General features: G+C 67.1%; 16 protein-coding genes. 6 read left to right on the plus strand and 10 right to left on the minus strand.

The genetic code is table 11. The annotated features are described in order from the left end of the window. Positions 1 to 233: 233 nt before the first annotated feature. The 7 genes from IHE46_RS02545 to IHE46_RS02575 form a co-directional block, all read right to left on the minus strand. Complete coding sequence (locus IHE46_RS02545; protein WP_225562725.1) at positions 234 to 467, minus strand: hypothetical protein; 234 nt, start codon at positions 465 to 467, stop codon at positions 234 to 236. 46 nt (positions 468 to 513) lie between these two features. After that, on the minus strand, positions 514 to 789 hold the full coding sequence (locus IHE46_RS02550; RefSeq protein WP_192163020.1) for a hypothetical protein: 276 nt from the start codon (positions 787 to 789) through the stop codon (positions 514 to 516). A 220-nt stretch (positions 790 to 1,009) separates the two neighbouring features. Next, a complete protein-coding gene (locus IHE46_RS02555) occupies positions 1,010 to 2,269 on the minus strand; it encodes a cytochrome c peroxidase (protein ID WP_192163021.1) in 1,260 nt (419 codons plus the stop codon). 119 nt (positions 2,270 to 2,388) lie between these two features. Next, a complete protein-coding gene (locus IHE46_RS02560) occupies positions 2,389 to 4,800 on the minus strand; it encodes an alkaline phosphatase family protein (protein ID WP_192163022.1) in 2,412 nt (803 codons plus the stop codon). A gap of 112 nt (positions 4,801 to 4,912) precedes the next feature. After that, positions 4,913 to 7,246: a TonB-dependent receptor gene (locus tag IHE46_RS02565; protein WP_192163023.1), complete on the minus strand. Its 2,334-nt coding sequence runs from the start codon at positions 7,244 to 7,246 to the stop codon at positions 4,913 to 4,915. Positions 7,247 to 7,600: 354 nt separating this feature from the next. After that, positions 7,601 to 7,945 carry a TfoX/Sxy family protein gene (locus tag IHE46_RS02570; protein WP_192163024.1) on the minus strand — a complete coding sequence of 115 codons (345 nt, stop codon included), beginning with the start codon at positions 7,943 to 7,945 and terminating at the stop codon, positions 7,601 to 7,603. A gap of 45 nt (positions 7,946 to 7,990) precedes the next feature. Then, entirely contained in the window at positions 7,991 to 8,350 is a 360-nt protein-coding gene (locus tag IHE46_RS02575; RefSeq protein ID WP_192163025.1) for a DUF1304 domain-containing protein, read from the minus strand. 313 nt (positions 8,351 to 8,663) lie between these two features. Here IHE46_RS02575 and ubiA point away from each other — a divergent pair, with 313 nt between their 5' ends. After that, positions 8,664 to 9,593, plus strand: a complete 930-nt coding sequence (gene ubiA, locus IHE46_RS02580) for a 4-hydroxybenzoate octaprenyltransferase (protein ID WP_343229978.1) — start codon at positions 8,664 to 8,666, stop codon at positions 9,591 to 9,593. Positions 9,594 to 9,599: 6 nt separating this feature from the next. Here the strand turns inward: ubiA and IHE46_RS02585 are convergent, their stop codons facing one another. Continuing rightward, positions 9,600 to 10,064, minus strand: coding sequence for a nucleoside deaminase (locus IHE46_RS02585; RefSeq protein WP_192163027.1), 465 nt, complete (start codon positions 10,062 to 10,064; stop codon positions 9,600 to 9,602). A 218-nt stretch (positions 10,065 to 10,282) separates the two neighbouring features. Beyond that, positions 10,283 to 11,014, minus strand: coding sequence for a ComF family protein (locus IHE46_RS02590; protein ID WP_192163028.1), 732 nt, complete (start codon positions 11,012 to 11,014; stop codon positions 10,283 to 10,285). Between the two features lie 126 nt (positions 11,015 to 11,140). Between IHE46_RS02590 and bioB the strand changes: the two genes are divergently transcribed. After that, positions 11,141 to 12,184, plus strand: a complete 1,044-nt coding sequence (gene bioB / locus IHE46_RS02595) for a biotin synthase BioB (protein WP_192163029.1) — start codon at positions 11,141 to 11,143, stop codon at positions 12,182 to 12,184. A 138-nt stretch (positions 12,185 to 12,322) separates the two neighbouring features. Further along, positions 12,323 to 13,543 carry an 8-amino-7-oxononanoate synthase gene (bioF, locus tag IHE46_RS02600; protein ID WP_192163140.1) on the plus strand — a complete coding sequence of 407 codons (1,221 nt, stop codon included), beginning with the start codon at positions 12,323 to 12,325 and terminating at the stop codon, positions 13,541 to 13,543. Here bioF and IHE46_RS02605 read toward each other — a convergent pair. Further along, positions 13,527 to 14,018 carry a hypothetical protein gene (locus IHE46_RS02605; protein WP_192163030.1) on the minus strand — a complete coding sequence of 164 codons (492 nt, stop codon included), beginning with the start codon at positions 14,016 to 14,018 and terminating at the stop codon, positions 13,527 to 13,529. The genes bioF and IHE46_RS02605 overlap by 17 nt on opposite strands. Before the next feature lie 206 nt (positions 14,019 to 14,224). Here IHE46_RS02605 and IHE46_RS02610 point away from each other — a divergent pair, with 206 nt between their 5' ends. Genes IHE46_RS02610 through bioC form a run of 3 tightly spaced genes read left to right on the plus strand, consistent with a single transcriptional unit; the run spans position 14,225 to position 16,624 of the window. Further along, entirely contained in the window at positions 14,225 to 14,965 is a 741-nt protein-coding gene (locus tag IHE46_RS02610; RefSeq protein ID WP_192163031.1) for a sulfurtransferase, read from the plus strand. Then, entirely contained in the window at positions 14,962 to 15,750 is a 789-nt protein-coding gene (bioH, locus tag IHE46_RS02615; protein WP_192163032.1) for a pimeloyl-ACP methyl ester esterase BioH, read from the plus strand. The genes IHE46_RS02610 and bioH overlap by 4 nt, the downstream gene beginning before the upstream one ends. Beyond that, positions 15,743 to 16,624, plus strand: a complete 882-nt coding sequence (gene bioC, locus IHE46_RS02620; protein ID WP_192163033.1) for a malonyl-ACP O-methyltransferase BioC — start codon at positions 15,743 to 15,745, stop codon at positions 16,622 to 16,624. Before bioH ends, bioC begins: the two co-directional genes overlap by 8 nt. Positions 16,625 to 16,630: the final 6 nt, after the last annotated feature.

Raw genomic sequence — 16,630 nt, forward strand, 5'->3', positions numbered from 1 at the left:
ATCTTGTATTTCTTGAAAGGGTCAACACCCTCTCCCCTAACAGGTGGCTCAATTTCCGATAGTGGAACCGGCTGAGCATTCGAGTTCTGTTCGTAGCAATAGAAGCGGTAGCCGGGCGACACCATCTCAAAGTCGCAAAAGCTTAGCCATTCCTCGGGAATTGTGTAGCGCATTGGCCCGCCTCTGATTTGCCTGACTTGGTTGTCCATTAAGGGTTGGAAGAGGACCTTCCCTCAATCGGTATTTTCATTGATCAGGCGATCAACGAGCTCAACTCCCCCAACGATGTCCTCGGTGCCCACAAACCGGGAAACCTCCATATGGCCGTCTTCAAATACGTCCACATCGACCCGTTCGCCGACCAGGGTTAGCGAGACTAGAACCGAGTCCGGGCGGTGCCTTCCAAGCCTGAAGTAGATCCCTGCAGCCTCCAAGCGGCTCAGCAGGTCATAGAGCGCATGCGACACAAGATTCCCCTTGTTTGCGAAGTCCGCTTTGGGTCGGTAGCAGACCTTACGGTTCCGACAGCAGCAGGCCATTTGCCGCAAGCAAGCACGCCAGAACATAGTGGCCGAACGCCGCTAACTCGTCTTCGGGTAAATCCAGAGAAGATAGCTCCCCGCGTTCGTAATCCTTGAACGTCACGAAGACCTCGTGTTGCCATGGCCCTGACTCACCAGGCGCAAGATTCCGGACATCGTTCAGCACCACCCGAAGGCGGCCATCAGGCAGCCCCAGCAGGCTGCAGGTGACGCCACGCTCGCCCCTTTCTTTGTCGCTGCTATCCATGCCGTCTCCTTGTCTATCGCTCATGTCCGCTTCGGGTCGAAAGCGGACATTCCAGACTTGCCGATCATAGAACCGATGAAAGCATGACAACGAGCAGGCCAATGACGGCACCTGCAAGAAGGACCAGGCAGAGCGCCGGTGCGGAAAGGAAGCCAAAACAAAACAAGGATCAGAGTAGAGCTTTCAAAAAAAATGCACTCCGCTCCCCTTATTTCGCCCGCTACAGCGCCCCACCGGCCTTGGCCGAATAACCATCATCCAGCGTACCAAGGAAGGCAATGACATCGGCAATCTCACGAGCATCGAGCGTGGGCTTGTCGCCCTGCACGCGATCCATCGGCGCGTCGCTACGATCCACGTTCGCGCGATAACGCAACGGCAGGTCATCAAACTTCTGCACCTTGCCTCCCACCACCGGATACCACTTCCGTGGATCGGTATCGCGCTCGACATAGAAATGCATCATCGCGTCCAGCGTGTGGAAGTAGCCGTTGTGGAAGAACACCCGGCGCGTGGCGACGTTGCGCAAGGTGGGCGTCTTGAACATGCCGCAGTACTGCGCCTGTCCGGCGAGATCGCTACGCTTGGGGCCGCACAAGCCCAGGTCGTAGTAATGCGGATCGCGGTTGACCGGGATGACCGGGTTGCGCGGCACACCCAACGCTTCGTACGAGTAGTCAGTGAACGCCGCCGGCCGCCCGCCCGGTCCGGGCACGTCGATGTGGCAGGACGCGCAATTGCCTTTCTTCGGGTCGTTGAACAGGGCGTAGCCGTGCAGCTCCTGTGCGGTGAAGCGGGCGTGGCCCGAGACCACCGCGTCGAACTTGCTGGTGTAAGGGTGGAAGCTCGGGTCTTCGGCCTGGAAAGCCTCCAGCGCGGCGCCGATGTCGTCGAACGCCTGCCGTGGATGCGCGAACACATCCGCGCCGAAGACCTGCTCGAACTGGTGCGCGAAGACACCCTCGTGCACCGCCGCGACCACGGCCGCCGGTGTGGCGTTGGCCATCTCGTCCGGATCGAGCAGTGGGGCGGCCGCTTGTTGCCGGCGTGATGCGGCCGCGCCGTCGCGACCGAAGCCGCCGGTCGGCCCTTCGTATTCGGCGTCTTCGGAGCCGGGGGTGAAGTAGTTCAGGGTGAACAGCGGCGTGTTGTCCAGGTAGCGCAGCGAGGGCACGGCGCGCGTGCCGGCATGGCGTTGGTCGCGGCCACCCAATTGCACCGCGCGGCCGTCCGGCGGCCCGTAGGCGTGCGCGGGGTCGTGGCAACTGGCGCAAGACATACGCCCGGAGGCGGACAAGGCCGTGTCGAAGAACAGCTGCCGGCCCAGCGCCGCCTGCGCGCTCAATCGTGCCGGTGGCGACGGATAGCGCACCCATTGGCGGATGGCGGCATCGATTGCCGCGTCTGTCGATGTCGTCGATGCGGCGTGTTCACGCGCGACCACCGGCAGGCACACGCCCGCGATACCCATGGCGGCCATCGCCAGCGCCGCGACGATAGCGGGCCGGATCCAGCCGGACCTGCTTCGATACCGTTCCGTCCGCACGAGACGCATGGCCTTGCCCAACTCGCGATCACCGCCGACGACGCGATGATGGCTCAGAACTGGAACAGCGACATGAGGTCGCCCACCGATGGGCCGTTGACCGGCCGGTACGGATGGCTGGCCGTGGTCACCGGGTCCGGCAGGTTGTCGCGGCTGCGCGGCGACAGCGGCGGCAGGCGCCAGTTGCGCTCGATGAATTTCAGGATCGACGCATGATCACCGTACTCGTGATCGACCGCGCCTTTGCGCGCATACGGCGACACCGCCAGCATCGCGATGCGCGGGCCGTCGCCGAAGAAATCCACTGTCTGGATGTAGCCGGTGTCGAAGTGGCCGCCGCCTTCGTCGGTGGTGATGAGGATCGCGGTGTGCGCCCACAGCGCGGGATCGGCCTGCACCTTGGCGAGCAGATCCTTGAGGAAGGCTTCGTAGCTGGCCGGTGCGGAATAACCCGGGTGGCCGCTGTCGAAACCCTTCGGCACCACGAAGGACACCGCGGGCAGCGTGTGGTGCGCGAGGTCGCTGTCGAACGTGGCGAGACCGGCCAGGCCGGACTTCAGCGCCGGATCACCCATCACCTTGGACGACGCCACCAGCGGATCGCCGATGTTGTTGTACTGGAGCATCTGCGCCTTAGGCACTGACATGTGCAGCGTGGCCGCGTCCGTGGCGACGTCGGCTGCGTCGCGGCCGCCGGTGTACCACTTCCAGCTCACGCCGTGCTTTGCCAGCACTTCGGCGATGGTGGGCACGGTCTGCGGCGGGTAGGTGTAGTTGTCCGGGCCGATCGGCTGCACGCGGCCGTCCATGTCGTAGCCGGGGTTGTAGTTGTTCACCAGGTAGTAGGCGCCGGGCGCGCACTTGCTGGGGATGTGCCGCGCGTCGAGGAAGGCGCGGATGGCGGCCACGCCTGGCTGCTTCGTGTCCGAGCAGTCCACATAGGAGCCGCCCGAGTAACCGTCGCGGGTGTAGAAGTCCGGCGTGCCCGGCATCGGGTCGGGGTTCTCGATCTGGTTGGCCGGCGGCGTGGCGACCTGGCCGTCCTGGTTGAAGAACGGCACGTCGGCGGTGGCGATGGCGAAGAAGTTGGCGCCGGTGCCGCCCATGATGGACTGGTGGTAGTTGTCGCTCAGCGCATAGCCCTGCGCCAGCGCGCGGAACAGCGGCGCGTCGCCTGCGGACATGTTCATGAAGCCCATCAACTCGCCGCCCTGCGACGGGTTGGCCGGGCTCACGCCCTTGGTGTCGCCGCCCATGCCGGCGCTGGCGGCCACCCAGGTGAACATGTCCAGCTTGTCGTTGTCGCCGCCGGTCTGCTGCCACATCTGGAAGAAGCGGTGCACTGGATCGCCGGTCACCACCGTCGCCGCGAGGCCGTCCTTGCCGGCGTCGCGGTACGGCACGTAGCGGGTGATCTGGAACGGCCCGTTGGGCAGGTCGGCGGGGAAGCGCGTGTCCGGCACGCCCGCGGCGTTTTCGAAGGTGACCGGATTCATTTCGCCGATCTGCAGCGGTTGCGGCAGCGTGGTGTAGCTGCCTGCGCGTTCGGGCTGCAGGGTATAGGCCTGCAAGGGCGCGCCCTTGCTCTGCGCCGCCAGCGCGAAGTTGGGACCGGGCGTGCCGTCGGCGTTGATGATGCCTTCGGACAGCAGGTTGCGCACCGACTGCCCGGCGGCCGGTGCATAGCCGCCGAACAGGCCGTCGAAGGTCTGGTTCTCGCCGATCACCACGATGACGTGCTGGATCGGCGTGGTGGTCGGCCCCTGCGCGATGGCCAGCGCCGAAGCCGCCGCGTTTGCCGGCACGGCGGCGGATGGTGTGCCCTGCGCAGGGATGGAGACGACGACGCGGTCGGCATCGCTGCCCACGCTGACGGTGCCGTGCCGCACGTCGAAGTGGACGACTGCGAACAACGCGCCCAGCGGGTTGCCGGTATCGGCATGGGATGACGCGCTAGCCGCCGAATCCTTCGCTGTATCGGCAGATACATGGAAGGCCGAATACAGTGGCGCGAGCACGGTGGCGACATCGTGTTCCGCTGCGGCGATGCGCGCAGCGTCGAAGCTTGCCATCTGCGCCGCATCCGGTGCGCGGTCCAGCACCGCGCCCAAGGCACGTTGCGTCTGCAGCGTGGTGACCGGATCGAGGTTCGCCACCGCCTGCGTCTGCTCCGACGTGGGAGCGAAGGTCGCGGACAAAGTGGCCGCAGCGCCATCGTCGTCGTTGAACGGCGCCGTCAGCACGAAGGGGCCCATGCCGTCGAGGACGAGCGAGTAGCGGCCTCGCGCATCGGTCACGCTGGACACCGCGTGATGTCCCGCATGGTCCGTCGCCGTGACCGGCACGCCCGCCACCGGCACCGCGCCGCCGACCGTGCCGCTGACGGTGACATGCGATACGGCAGCTTCATGCCCGCAACCGCCAAGCGCGAGCAGCAGGGCCACGGACAACAGGCGATGTTTCATGAGCGATCCCCGGAAATGATTGGACGCGGACAAGTCCGCGCCCAGCTGCAACAGTAGCGTTTTCGCGCCCGCATTCCTCGTGCCGGCTCCGATCAGCCGGCACGGGAAAATGTCAGAGCTGCGCGTTGAGGTTGATGAACGCCTGGCGCGGCGCACCCGCCTGCAGGGTCTGGTTGTAGCCGTTCGGATCGGAGGCGACGTAACCGTTGGTGCCCGTGGTCGCGAAGTAATGCTTGTTGGCGAGGTTGGTCACGTTGAACGCCAGGCGGATGTCGCGGAAACCCGCCAGCGCGCCGAAGTCGTAGCTCGCGCCCGCATTGAACAGCCAGTACGACGGCACCTGCGAATCGTTGGTGTAGGTGATGTAGCGCCGGCCGGTGTACTTGCCGTCGAGGGTGAAGTCCCAGGCGCCCACGTGGTAGTTCACGCCGGAGGTGACCATCCAGCTCGGGATGCCCACCACGTACTTGCCCTTGGTGGCGACCACGCCGCCGTTGAGGTAGTTGTCCTGGTACTTGGAGTTGTCCGAGGACACGGTGTTGAGCCAGCGCAGGCCGTCGATGGGACGCCAGATCAGCGACAGGTCGGCGCCCTTGCTGATCACGCTGCCCACGTTGTCGAGCTGGCTGGCGCAGGTCTGCACCGCCGAGCACGGCGTGATCTGCAGCAGGCGGTTGCTGAAGCGCGTGTAGTACAGGTCGGCCGCCGCCTCGAAAGTGTCGCCATGCACGCGGTAGCCCGCTTCCAGCGTCTGCGAGCCTTCCGGCTTGAGCGTGCTCTTGCTGGCGTCGAAGGCCGCCTGCGAGGTGGCGAAGGGCAGCAGGCCGTAGGCATCGATGTTCTTGCTGTAGGACGCGTAGATGTCCTGGTGTTCGTCCAGCTTGTAGTCCACGCCGGCCTGCGGCAGGAAATTCTTGCTGGCCTTGATGCTGCCCTGCGCGAATGCGCTGGTGGCCACCAGCGAATCCGACGTGCTGGTGGAGCGCAGCGACTTGGCGCCGAAGTTGACCGTCAGCCGGTCGTCCATGAAGTGCAGCGTGTCCTCGGCATAGGCCATGCGCGTGTCGTAGGTGTAGTGCTGCAGGAAGCCGCGCAGGAACGGCGTCTCGCCGTCGTAGAACATCCACAGGCCGGTATAGGGGCCGTTGAGGTTGAAGTAGTTGCGCTCGATGTTGTTGCTGGAGTCCTCGCCCCACACGCCCACTTCGATGTCGTTGTTGCCGATCGTGTACTGCAGCGAGCTGGTGACGCCGTAGCGATCCAGGCCGTAGTCGGTGGTGCGCATGGCCAGCGGCAAGCCGGAGACCGGCGACGACACGTACGGCGTGGTCCACTGACCTTCGCCGCGATCATCGTGGTAGTAGGTGCCCACGTTCCAGGTGATGTCGTTGCCGAGGTTGAAGCTGCCGCTGAGGCCGCTCAGGGTGTCGTTGCGGATGCCGCCGCCGGCGTAGTAGTTCGAGTCCAGCCAGTCGTAATCGGCAGGCAGGCCGGCAAGCGATGCCGGATAGCCGTTGGCCACGCCGCCGTACTGGCCGGTGGCCTGGTAGGCCTTGGCGGCCTGCAGCGCGGTATTCCAGTTGGGCTGCCAGTAGTCGAAGTTCCAGCCCAGCACGCGCTGGCTGGTCAGCGACAGGTCCTGGTAGTCGTATTCCTTGCGGCGCGAGCTGTCCACGAACAGGCTGATGCGGTTGCCGTCGCCCCACTGGTAGAGCGCCTTGAGGTTGGCCTGGTTGGATTCCTGCGAACCGTAGCCCTTCCACTTGTCGGTGCTGGCGTGGTCGAACGACACGAACAGGGAGAAGCCGCCGAAGTCGCCGGTATCCGCGCGGACGAAGGTGCGATGGGTATCGTCCGAACCGAAGGTCTGGTTGAAGCGGAAGCCCGCCTGCGCATCCGGGTCGCTCGAATAGAACTGCACGGTGCCGCCCAGGTTGGTGTTGGACGGCGTGCCCAGCGCGCCGGCGCCCTGCGCCAGCTGCACCGACGCGATGTTGTCCGAGCTGATCGCGCGGGTCACCTGCAAACCATTGCTCACGCCGTAGGACATGTTGCCGAGCGGGATGCCGTCCAGGGTGAAGCCGAGGCGGCTCTGGTCGAAACCGTGCAGGCTGATCGCGGTGGACCACTCGTAGGCGCCCCACGGATCGGACGACTGGAAGTTCACGCCGGGCAGTTCGTTGAGTACCTTCAGCGCACTGGTGCCCGGCGCGACCGCCTCGATGTCCTTGCTGCCGATGGTCTGGACCTGGCGCGTCTGGCCGGCCGCCACCACGGACACCGCCGTCAGCGACTTGGCGTTGTCCTTGGAGGGCGCGGCCGCCGGAGCGGTGGCGGTGGCGGTGGCGGACGTATCGTCGGTCGCCGCAGCGATGTTCCCGTGCAGGGTCGCGAGAATGGCCAGGGCGAGGCCCGACAGGTGGATCGAAGTGCGGCGGCTGAACATGCGCAGGCATCCTTGTGCGGCGCGTCTCGCGGAGACGCCGCAGTGGGTGAGGAGAAATTCGGTGACCGTCCGTGACGGCTGCGGCATGGTGCATGCGCTTTGTGAAAATTCGCCTACAGCCAGATGAAAGCGCGGCCCGTGACAGGTGGCGGCGGCAGTCGCGGGCGCGGCAGGTGGCACGTCACTCTGCGATGGTCATACGCGCGACACGCGGCCGCGCTCCGCACGCGGCGAATGTGGACGCGATCAATGGCAATGCGATCGAGGGAGATTGAAGGTTTCCGCAACCCTGTCGTACAGGGTGCCACCTCAACGGCGTAACCCGGCTTCAGCGCATCGGGCGTCGCCAGCAGGCTACTTACCGCGGCTACCTGTCGCCTTGGGCTTTCGTGGCTTGGGCAGCGGCATCAGCGCCGCCGTTTCCAGGAGCAGGCGACGGACCGCGTCGGAGTCGTCCAGCAATTCGTCGGCCACCGGGTAATCCTTGGCGCCGGGATACGGCGGACGCTGCGGCAACGTCGGCGCCAATGTCGCCGCCGCGGCGGAGGGCTTCACGAACAGGCTGTTGTCGCAGGCAAAGGCCACCACTTTGCCGTCCACGTACAAGGCGTACTCGCCGAACATCTTCTTGTGCGTGAGTCGGTCGCCGAGCGCGACCTGCTCGCTCACGTATTCGATGAAATCGTTGTCGGTAGCCATGCAGGAAGAACCCCAAGTCCAAGTCGTGTCACGCGCTGCGGAATGTCAGCGCGAGAAAAACACCAGCAACAGGCCCAGCAAGCCGGGGACCGCCTGCACGTAAAGAATCTTGCGGCTCACCGTCATGGCGCCATAGGCACCCGCGACGACGACGCACAGCAGGAAGAAGATCTTGAAGTCGTAGCCCGCCGCGCCGCGGATGGCGCCCCACAGCAGGCCGGCCGCAATGAAGCCGTTGTACAGACCCTGGTTGGCCGCCAGCACCTTCGTGGCCGCCGCCTGCTCCCTGGACAGGCCGAATGCCCTTCGCCCGGCCGGCTTGTCCCAGAGGAACATTTCCAGCATTAGGAAATAGCCGTGGAGCAAAGCCACCAGTACCACCACAATTTCGGAGATTGTTGCCAACACAGTCCACCCCCAGACAATAAGCGCCGACCTTTTCCACATGCCCCGCGATAAGACTGTCATACCTTGCCGGCACGCCGGTTTGCGTCATGCAGGCGACGGTACGCAGGAGCCTGGCGGGCGAAAACATGGCTTTGCATGCCGATGCGCCGCCAAGGACGCTCCATTCTCATTGCCTGCACTGCATCACGCCATGCCCCTCGCCCACGCACGCTAAACTTCGCCGATGGCCCCCACTCCGCGCAAGCGCCAGCGGCGCAAATCCTCCCCCACGACTTCGTCGCGCGTCACGAAGGCACCGGCGGTCACCGTCGTGCGCCCCGCCGACAGCTCCACGCGCGCCAACGGCGTGCTGGACTGGCTGCTGCGCAAGCTGCCGCCGCGGTACCGCGAGAAGGTGCGCGACTACCTGGTGCTCACCCGCATGGACCGGCCCATCGGCGCGCTGCTGCTGCTGTGGCCGACGTGGTGGGCGCTGTGGCTGGCGGCGGGCGACTGGCCGCCGCTGAAGCCGCTGGCGATCTTCACCCTGGGCGTGTTCGCGATGCGCGCGGCAGGCTGCGCGATCAACGACTTCGCCGACCGCAAGCTCGATCCGATGGTGGAACGCACCGCCGGGCGGCCCATCGCCAGCGGGCGGGTGACGCCGCGCGAGGCCCTGATCGTGTTCGGCGCGCTGCTCGCGTTCGCCTTCGTGCTGGTGCTGTTCACCAACCGGCTCACTATCGAACTCTCCTTCGCGGGCGCGGCGCTGGCGGCGATCTATCCGTTCACCAAGCGCTGGACCTACCTGCCGCAGGTGGTGCTGGGCGCGGCGTTCGGCTGGTCGATTCCGATGGCGTTCGCGGCGGTGGCGGGCACGGTGCCGCCGCTGGGCTGGCTGCTGTTCATCGCCAACATCCTGTGGTCGGTGGTGTACGACACCGAGTACGCGATGGTGGACCGCGAGGACGATCTCAGGGCCGGCGCGAAATCCACCGCCATCCTGTTCGGCGACGCCGACCTGCCCATCCTCGGCGTGCTGATGGCCACGCTGCTGCTGGCGATGGTGTTCGTGGGCCAGCGCGCGCAGCTGGGCTGGCCGTACTGGCTGAGCCTGCTGGTGGCGACCGGCCTGTTCGCCTACCAGCTGTGGCTGATCCGCAAGCGCGAGCGCGGCCCCTGCCTCGCCGCCTTCCGCCACAACAACTGGTGGGGACTGGCGGTGTGGATCGGCATCGCACTGGCGCTGGCGGTGAAGTAACCCTCGTCAGCGCGAGGCGATCTGGCGCCAGTACGCATAAAGATCGCCGTCCTCGTCGCGCACCGGCACATGCCGCACCGGCAGTTGCTGGTCGTGCACCGGCTTGGCCATTTCCGCGTATACCGCGGCGGTGGAAAGCCCGTAGGGCGCGCCGTCTTCGTTGGAATACGCATAGGCCGCGTCGCGGATGCCGCACAGGTGCATCGCGGCCAGGCACATCGGGCAAGGGTGGCCGCTGGCGTAGACGCTGCAGCCGTCCAGCCGGGGCGAGCCCAGGGCGTTGGCAGCCGCGCGGATGGCCAGCAGCTCGGCATGCGCGGTGGGATCGCCGGTGGCGAAGATCTCGTTGACGCCGACGGCGACCACGCTTCCGTCCTTGACCACCACGGCACCGAACGGGCGCCCGCCGTGCGCAGCGTTGTCGCGGGCCAGGGCAATGGCTTCGCGCAGGAAATGCTCGTCTTGGTTCATGGAACCCCTCCCGGACCTCCGCACGCGCGGATCGTCTTGCCAGAGACGGACAGCGTAGGGGTATCGCGGGTTCCGTTTGCGTGACACGCGTATCGGCTGCGGCTGCGGCTGCGGCTGCGGCTGCGGCTGCGGCAGAGGCAGAGGCAGAGGCAGAGGCAGTCAGCATGACAGGTACTTCCGTAACGGCCGCGGCCTGAACGCGATGCCATGCGGCACCGCTAGTTCGGACCACGCGGCGAAGGTGCGCGTGCCAGCGCCCACACATCCACACCCTGCACACCCGCGCGCTTCAGCACCCGCGTGCATTCGGCAACGGTGGCGCCGGTGGTCATCACGTCGTCGAGGATCGCTACGTGCGCGGGCAGCGGAATACCAATACGCAAGGCGAAAGCACCGCGCACGTTGCGGCGGCGGCCGGCAGCATCCAGTTCGGTCTGCGCCGCAGTGCCGCGGCTGCGCAACAGCACGTCGTGGCGCAACGGCACGCCGAAGTGGCGCGCCAGCGGTTTCGCCAGCTCGTGCGCCTGGTTGTATCCGCGTTGCCGCAGCCGCGCGCGATGCAACGGCACCGGCAGCAGAAGTGCCGGTTTCGGCAACGGCATGGGTTCGCGCTGCCACAGCATGGCCAGCGCACGGCCGGCGGCAAGGTCGTGGCCGAACTTGAAGCGCGACTCCAGCCGATCCAGCGGCCAGCCGTAGCGGAACGGCGCCCACGCCGCGTCCCACGGCGGCGTGCGACGCACGCACTCGCCGCACAGGGCGGCGGCCGCGGCCAGCGGCAGGGCGCAACGCGCGCAGCAATTGCGGTTGCGCGGCAGTTCGGCGGCGCAATCGGCACACAGGTCCACGCCATCCGCGCCCGTGGAACCGCACAACAGGCAGCGCCACGGCAGCAGCCAGCGTTGCAGCCCGCGCCATGGTTGGAGCCAATCCTTTCCGAATGCCGTCATCCTGTCTTCCTTAACGAATGGGACAAGCCGATGGCGGCGGCTTCCGTCAACCTCGATACCCTGGCGAACAGTTGACGCATACCGGCATGCCACCCAAACTTTGCGGCCTCAGCCACGGAGTCCCCCATGTCCGAAGCCATCGTCCGCCACGATTGGACCCGCGAAGAAGTCGCCGCGCTGTTCGCCCTGCCGTTCAACGAACTGCTGCACCAGGCGCACACCGTGCACCGCACCTATCACGATGCAAACGCGGTGCAGGTGTCCACCCTGCTGTCGATCAAGACCGGCGGCTGCCCGGAGGATTGCGCCTACTGCCCGCAAGCGGCGCGCTACGACACCGGCGTGGCAGCGCAGAAACTGATGGAAGTCGACGACGTGCTGGCGCGCGCCAAGGCCGCGAAGGCCGCCGGCGCCAGCCGCTTCTGCATGGGTGCGGCGTGGCGCGGCCCGAAGGACCGCGACATCCCCAAGGTCGCGGAGATCGTGCGCGCGGTGAAGGACCTCGGCCTGGAAACCTGCGCCACACTCGGCCTGCTCGGCGACGGCCATGCGCAGCAGCTCAAGGACGCCGGCCTCGACTACTACAACCACAACATCGACACCGCGCCGGAGTTCTACGGCGAGATCATCCACACCCGCGAATACCAGGACCGCCTGGCCACGCTGGAGCAGGTGCGCGACGCCGGCCTCAAGACCTGCTGCGGCGGCATCGTGGGCATGGGCGAAACGCGTGGACAGCGCGCAGGCCTGCTGCAGGCGCTGGCCAACCTGCCCGAGCACCCGCATTCGGTGCCGATCAACCAGCTGGTGCCGGTGCCGGGCACGCCGCTGGGCAACGCGGAGAAGCTCGATCCGTTCGAGTTCGTGCGCACCATCGCGGTGGCGCGCATCCTGATGCCGCTGTCCATCGTGCGCCTCTCGGCGGGGCGCCAGCAGATGGACGACGCGGTGCAGGCGCTGTGCTTCCACGCGGGCGCCGGCTCGATCTTCTATGGCGAGAAGCTGCTCACCACCGGCAACCCGGACACCGAGCACGACCGCGCGCTGTTCCGTCGCCTCGACCTGCATGCGATGGAAGTGGTGGAAGAAGCGGGCACGGTGCATGCGGACATCATGGAAGCTGCGCCGGCGAGCTGCGGGCATGGATGCGGGTGTAGTGCGGCGGCTTGATTCAGCCCTCTTGCGCGATAGGCGTCGCGGCCCCGCCGCGGCGCATCCGGGAGCCGAGGGCGTCGAGCGGTTGATACGCGATGACGTCCTCTCTCCGTCGCTTTCGGATAGGCGGCTGGGTGCACTTACTTGTCGACTATGACCAGTCCATCGCGCCCCGACCTGCTTCACCGCCTCGCCATCCAGACGTCCGAGCGCGAGCATGCCAACCTGCGTCGCCGCCTGCGCACCATCGAACACGCGGAAGGTCCTTGGCTGGAAAGCGGCGGCCGCCGGTTGCTCGGCTTCTGCAGCAACGATTACCTCGGCCTTGCACAGCATCCGCAACTGATCGCCGCACTGAAGCGCACCGCCGACGACGAGGGTGTGGGCGGTGCCTCGGCGCATCTGATCTGCGGCCATCGCCGCGAGCACGCGCAACTGGAGGAGGCACTGGCCGAATGGACGGGGTGCGAACGTGCGCTGCTGTTCTCCACCGGCTACATGGCCAACCTCGGCACCATGCAGGCGCTGCTCGGGCATGGCGACGCGTGCGTGCAGGACAAGCTCAACCATGCCTGCCTGCTCGACGGCGCGCAGCTCGCCGGCGCGGAACTGAAGCGTTACCCGCATGCGGATGTCGATGCTGCCGCACGCCAGCTGCAGAGCCGCCCGCAAGCCGCCGCCCTGCTCGCCACCGACGGCGTGTTCAGCATGGATGGCGACGTGGCGCCACTCGCCAAACTCGCCGCGCTGTGCGCGCGCGAACGCGCCACGCTGATGGTCGACGATGCGCATGGCCTGGGCGTGCTGGGAACCGAAGGTGCCGGCAGCGTGCAGGCCGCTGGCCTGGGCCAGCGCGAAGTGCCCGTGCTGATGGCCACGCTGGGCAAGGCGTTGGGCTGCAGCGGCGCCTTCGTGGCCGGTCCTGCCGCACTGATCGATGGACTCGTGCAGTTCGCGCGCCCCTACATCTACACCACTGCTATGCCGCCGGCGCTGGCCGCGGCGGCCTGTGCCGCCGTGGAAATCGCCCGCGGCGAAAACTGGCGCCGCGAGAAACTGCAATCGCTGATCGCGCGCTTCCGCGCCGGCTCCGCGCAGCTCGGCCTGCCGCTGATGGCGTCGCAAAGTGCAATCCAACCGCTGCTGCTGGGCGATGCGCAGGCCGCACTGGATGCCGCGCAAGCGCTGGAACAGCGCGGCCTGCTGGTCACCGCGATCCGTCCGCCCACGGTGCCGCAGGGACAGGCGCGGTTGCGCATCACGCTGTCGGCGGCGCACGAGGACGAACACGTCGACCAGCTGCTGGATGCACTGGGCAGCCACTTTCACGGACATGCCCAGGCATCCGGCCATGACGTCACAGGCAGTCGCTGAGTCCGTCGTACAGGGTGGCGCCGGTTCGCGGCAGCGGTGCATGCAGCGGATGCGCTCCGGCCAGCGCGGCGAGCAACTCGCGCACCGTGGTGTGCGGCGCCAGCGGGCTGACGCAACGCCAACCGGGAATCGCGGCATGGATGCGGCCGCGCCGCGTACCAATCCGCTCGTCGCTGGCCGCGAAGCTCCACACGCATTGGCCGACCTCGCCCGTTGCCGCGTCGGCAGAACAGGCGAAACGCAACGCCGCGATGTTGCTGTAGTCGCCTTCGCAAAAGGTGTCGCCGCAGATCGAGTCGAAGTCCCGCCGCAAGGCATCGGCGATGCTGTACCACGTGTTGATGTCGTCGTCGTTCTGCAGCGTGGCCACGAGGTCGGTATAGCGTCCGGTTTCGGATGCTGTCCTCTGCTGCGCGGAGGCCGTGGAAGCCGCAAACCACAGCAATCCGATAACCAGGCTCATGATGGTCTTCATCTCGCTTCCTCTGGAGCGCGCCCCGGATCGGGGCTGAGAAAGCGTGCTCCGCGAGGCGGCGCGTCGCCTGTCGTCGCGTACCGCGAGGCCTCGTGCGCGCACCTGGCCATGGCATGTCATCTGTGGCCGGCGACGTTGTACGCCCACCGGCCAGAACCGCGAACACACCACTTATAATTGCGCGTCAGCCCTGCCCCTTCCCCGCCATGCCCGTCATCAACCTCTCCGCTTACCGCTTCGTCGCACTGGACGACCTGCCCGCGCTGCGCGAGCGCGTGCTCGAACGCGCCGCCGCGCTGGCGCTGAAAGGCACCGTGCTGCTTGCGCCCGAGGGCATCAACCTGTTCCTCGCCGGTCCGCGCGAGGCGGTGGATGCGTTCATGGCATGGCTGCGCACCGACGCGCGTTTTGCGGGCATGGAGGCAAAAGAATCGCTGTCCGACGACGCCCCGTTTGGCCGTCTACGCGTGCGGTTGAAGAAAGAAATCATCACCATGCGCATGCCGGCGATCCGCCCCGAGGGCGGCCGCGCGCCGGCAGTGGACGCCGCCACGCTGAAGCGCTGGCTGGATTGCGGCCACGACGACGACGGCCGCGAAGTGGTGATGCTGGACACGCGCAACGACTACGAGACCGACGTGGGCAAGTTCGCCGACGCCGTGGACTACCGCCTCGCCAGCTTCACAGCGTTCCCGCAGGCCGTGGCCGCGGACCGCTCGCGCTATGCGGGCAAGACCGTGGTGTCGTACTGCACCGGCGGCATCCGCTGCGAGAAGGCCGCGCTGCACATGCAGGGCCTCGGCATCGAGCATGTGCATCAGCTCGAAGGCGGCATCCTGAAATACCTGGAGCTCACCGACGGCGCGCACTGGCAGGGAGACTGCTTCGTGTTCGACGGGCGCGGCGCGGTGGATGCCGGCCTGCTCCCTTCCGGCGAGAGGGCATGAGCCTCTACATCGAAAGGCTGGGCCGCGGTCCCGTCCCGCTGGTACTGCTGCACGGCTGGGCTATGCACGGCGGCGTGCTGGCGCCGCTGGTGGAGGCGCTGTCCGAGCGCTGCACAATGCACGTGGTGGACCTGCCCGGCCACGGCTACTCGCGCCAATGCGGCCTGCCGCTGGAACCCTCCGCCTGTGCCGCCGCCATCGCGGAAGCCACGCCGCCGGCGCTCTGGCTGGGCTGGTCGCTGGGCGGCCTGATCGCGCTCACCGCCGCGCTGGAACGGCCGCAGCACGTGCGCGGCCTCGCCATGCTCTGCGCCACGCCGAAATTCGCGCGCGACGAAAGCTGGCCGTGGGGCAGCGACGCGACGCTGGTGCACCAGCTCGCGCTGGATCTGGAAACCGACTACCACGCCACCATCGAACGCTTCCTCGCGCTGGAAGCGATGGGCAGCCCCGATCCGCGCGCCGAGCTGCGCCACCTGCGTGCGCTGGCTTTCGCACGCGGCGAGCCGGACCTGCGCGTGCTGCAGGAAGGCATCCGCATCCTGGAAACCCGCGACCTGCGCGCACGCTTGCCCGAGCTGCGCCAGCCAAACATGTGGCTCGCCGGCCGCCGCGACCGCCTGGTGCCGCCGCAGGCGATGGAATGGTCGTCGCAGCAGGCGCAAGGTCACTACATGCAGATCGAACACGCCGGCCACGCGCCGTTCTTCACTTATCCCGACCAGGTGGCGCAGGCGCTGCAGCCGTTGCTGGACAGCTTTGATGGATGCGGCTCCCATGAGTGATTTCCACCTCGACCGCGAACGCGTACGCCGCAACTTCGGCCGCGCCGCGCGCAGTTACGAAAAGCACGATGCCCTGCAGCGCGAAGTGCAGCAGTCGCTGTTGGAGCGTCTGGACGTCTATCTGGAAACGCCCGCGCGCGTGCTCGACGTGGGCGCCGGCACCGGCCGCGGCACCGCGCTGCTGAAGCAGCGCTACGCCAAGGCCGAGGTGATCGCGGTCGATCTCGCCCTGCCGATGCTGCGCGAGGCCAAGGCGCACAGCGGCTGGCTCAAGCCGTTCCGCCGCGTCTGCGCCGCGGCTACCGCGCTGCCGTTCCCCGACCACAGCGTGGACGTGCTGCACTCCAACCTGTGCTTCCAGTGGATCGACGACCTTGCCGCGCTGTTCGGCGAATGCGCGCGCGTGCTGAAGCCCGGCGGCCTGCTCGCCTTCACCACCTTCGGCCCCGACACGCTGAAGGAACTGCGCGCGGCCTGGGCGGCGGCGGACGGACACTCCCACGTGAGCCGCTTCCTCGACATGCACGACATCGGCGACGCGATGCTCAACGCCGGTCTGCGCGATCCGGTGCTGGACGTGGAGCGCTACACGCTCACCTACAGCGAGCCACGCAAGCTGCTGGAAGAATTGCGCGGCCTCGGCGCCACCCACGCAGATGCCGCGCGCGAACGCCACCTCACCGGCAAGGCCCACTACCGCGCCATGCTTACCGCCTACGAGGCAATGCGCGTGGACGGCCGCATTCCCGCCACCTGGGAAGTGGTGACCGCGCATGCGTGGGGACCGCCGCCCGGACAGTCGCGGCGCATGGCCGGCGGCGGCGAAATGGCCAGCTTCTCGGTGGACAGCCTGCGCGGCTCGCGGCGGCGCTAAGGCGCC

Origin of the sequence: Rhodanobacter sp. DHG33, from assembly GCF_014843005.1 — a bacterium.
GTDB lineage: Bacteria > Pseudomonadota > Gammaproteobacteria > Xanthomonadales > Rhodanobacteraceae > Rhodanobacter_A.

Bases quoted from the DNA above. Each gene is read 5' to 3' on its own strand.
- IHE46_RS02565 (WP_192163023.1), bottom strand. From the start codon at position 7,246: ATGTTCAGCCGCCGCACTTCGATCCACCTGTCGGGCCTCGCCCTGGCC.
- IHE46_RS02590 (WP_192163028.1), bottom strand. From the start codon at position 11,014: ATGACGGCATTCGGAAAGGATTGGCTCCAACCATGGCGCGGGCTGCAA.
- bioB (WP_192163029.1), top strand. From the start codon at position 11,141: ATGTCCGAAGCCATCGTCCGCCACGATTGGACCCGCGAAGAAGTCGCC.
- IHE46_RS02550 (WP_192163020.1), bottom strand. From the start codon at position 789: ATGGATAGCAGCGACAAAGAAAGGGGCGAGCGTGGCGTCACCTGCAGC.
- IHE46_RS02560 (WP_192163022.1), bottom strand. From the start codon at position 4,800: ATGAAACATCGCCTGTTGTCCGTGGCCCTGCTGCTCGCGCTTGGCGGT.
- bioF (WP_192163140.1), top strand. From the start codon at position 12,323: ATGACCAGTCCATCGCGCCCCGACCTGCTTCACCGCCTCGCCATCCAG.
- IHE46_RS02610 (WP_192163031.1), top strand. From the start codon at position 14,225: ATGCCCGTCATCAACCTCTCCGCTTACCGCTTCGTCGCACTGGACGAC.
- bioH (WP_192163032.1), top strand. From the start codon at position 14,962: ATGAGCCTCTACATCGAAAGGCTGGGCCGCGGTCCCGTCCCGCTGGTA.
- bioC (WP_192163033.1), top strand. From the start codon at position 15,743: ATGAGTGATTTCCACCTCGACCGCGAACGCGTACGCCGCAACTTCGGC.
- IHE46_RS02555 (WP_192163021.1), bottom strand. From the start codon at position 2,269: ATGGCCGCCATGGGTATCGCGGGCGTGTGCCTGCCGGTGGTCGCGCGT.
- IHE46_RS02570 (WP_192163024.1), bottom strand. From the start codon at position 7,945: ATGGCTACCGACAACGATTTCATCGAATACGTGAGCGAGCAGGTCGCG.
- IHE46_RS02605 (WP_192163030.1), bottom strand. From the start codon at position 14,018: ATGAAGACCATCATGAGCCTGGTTATCGGATTGCTGTGGTTTGCGGCT.
- IHE46_RS02585 (WP_192163027.1), bottom strand. From the start codon at position 10,064: ATGAACCAAGACGAGCATTTCCTGCGCGAAGCCATTGCCCTGGCCCGC.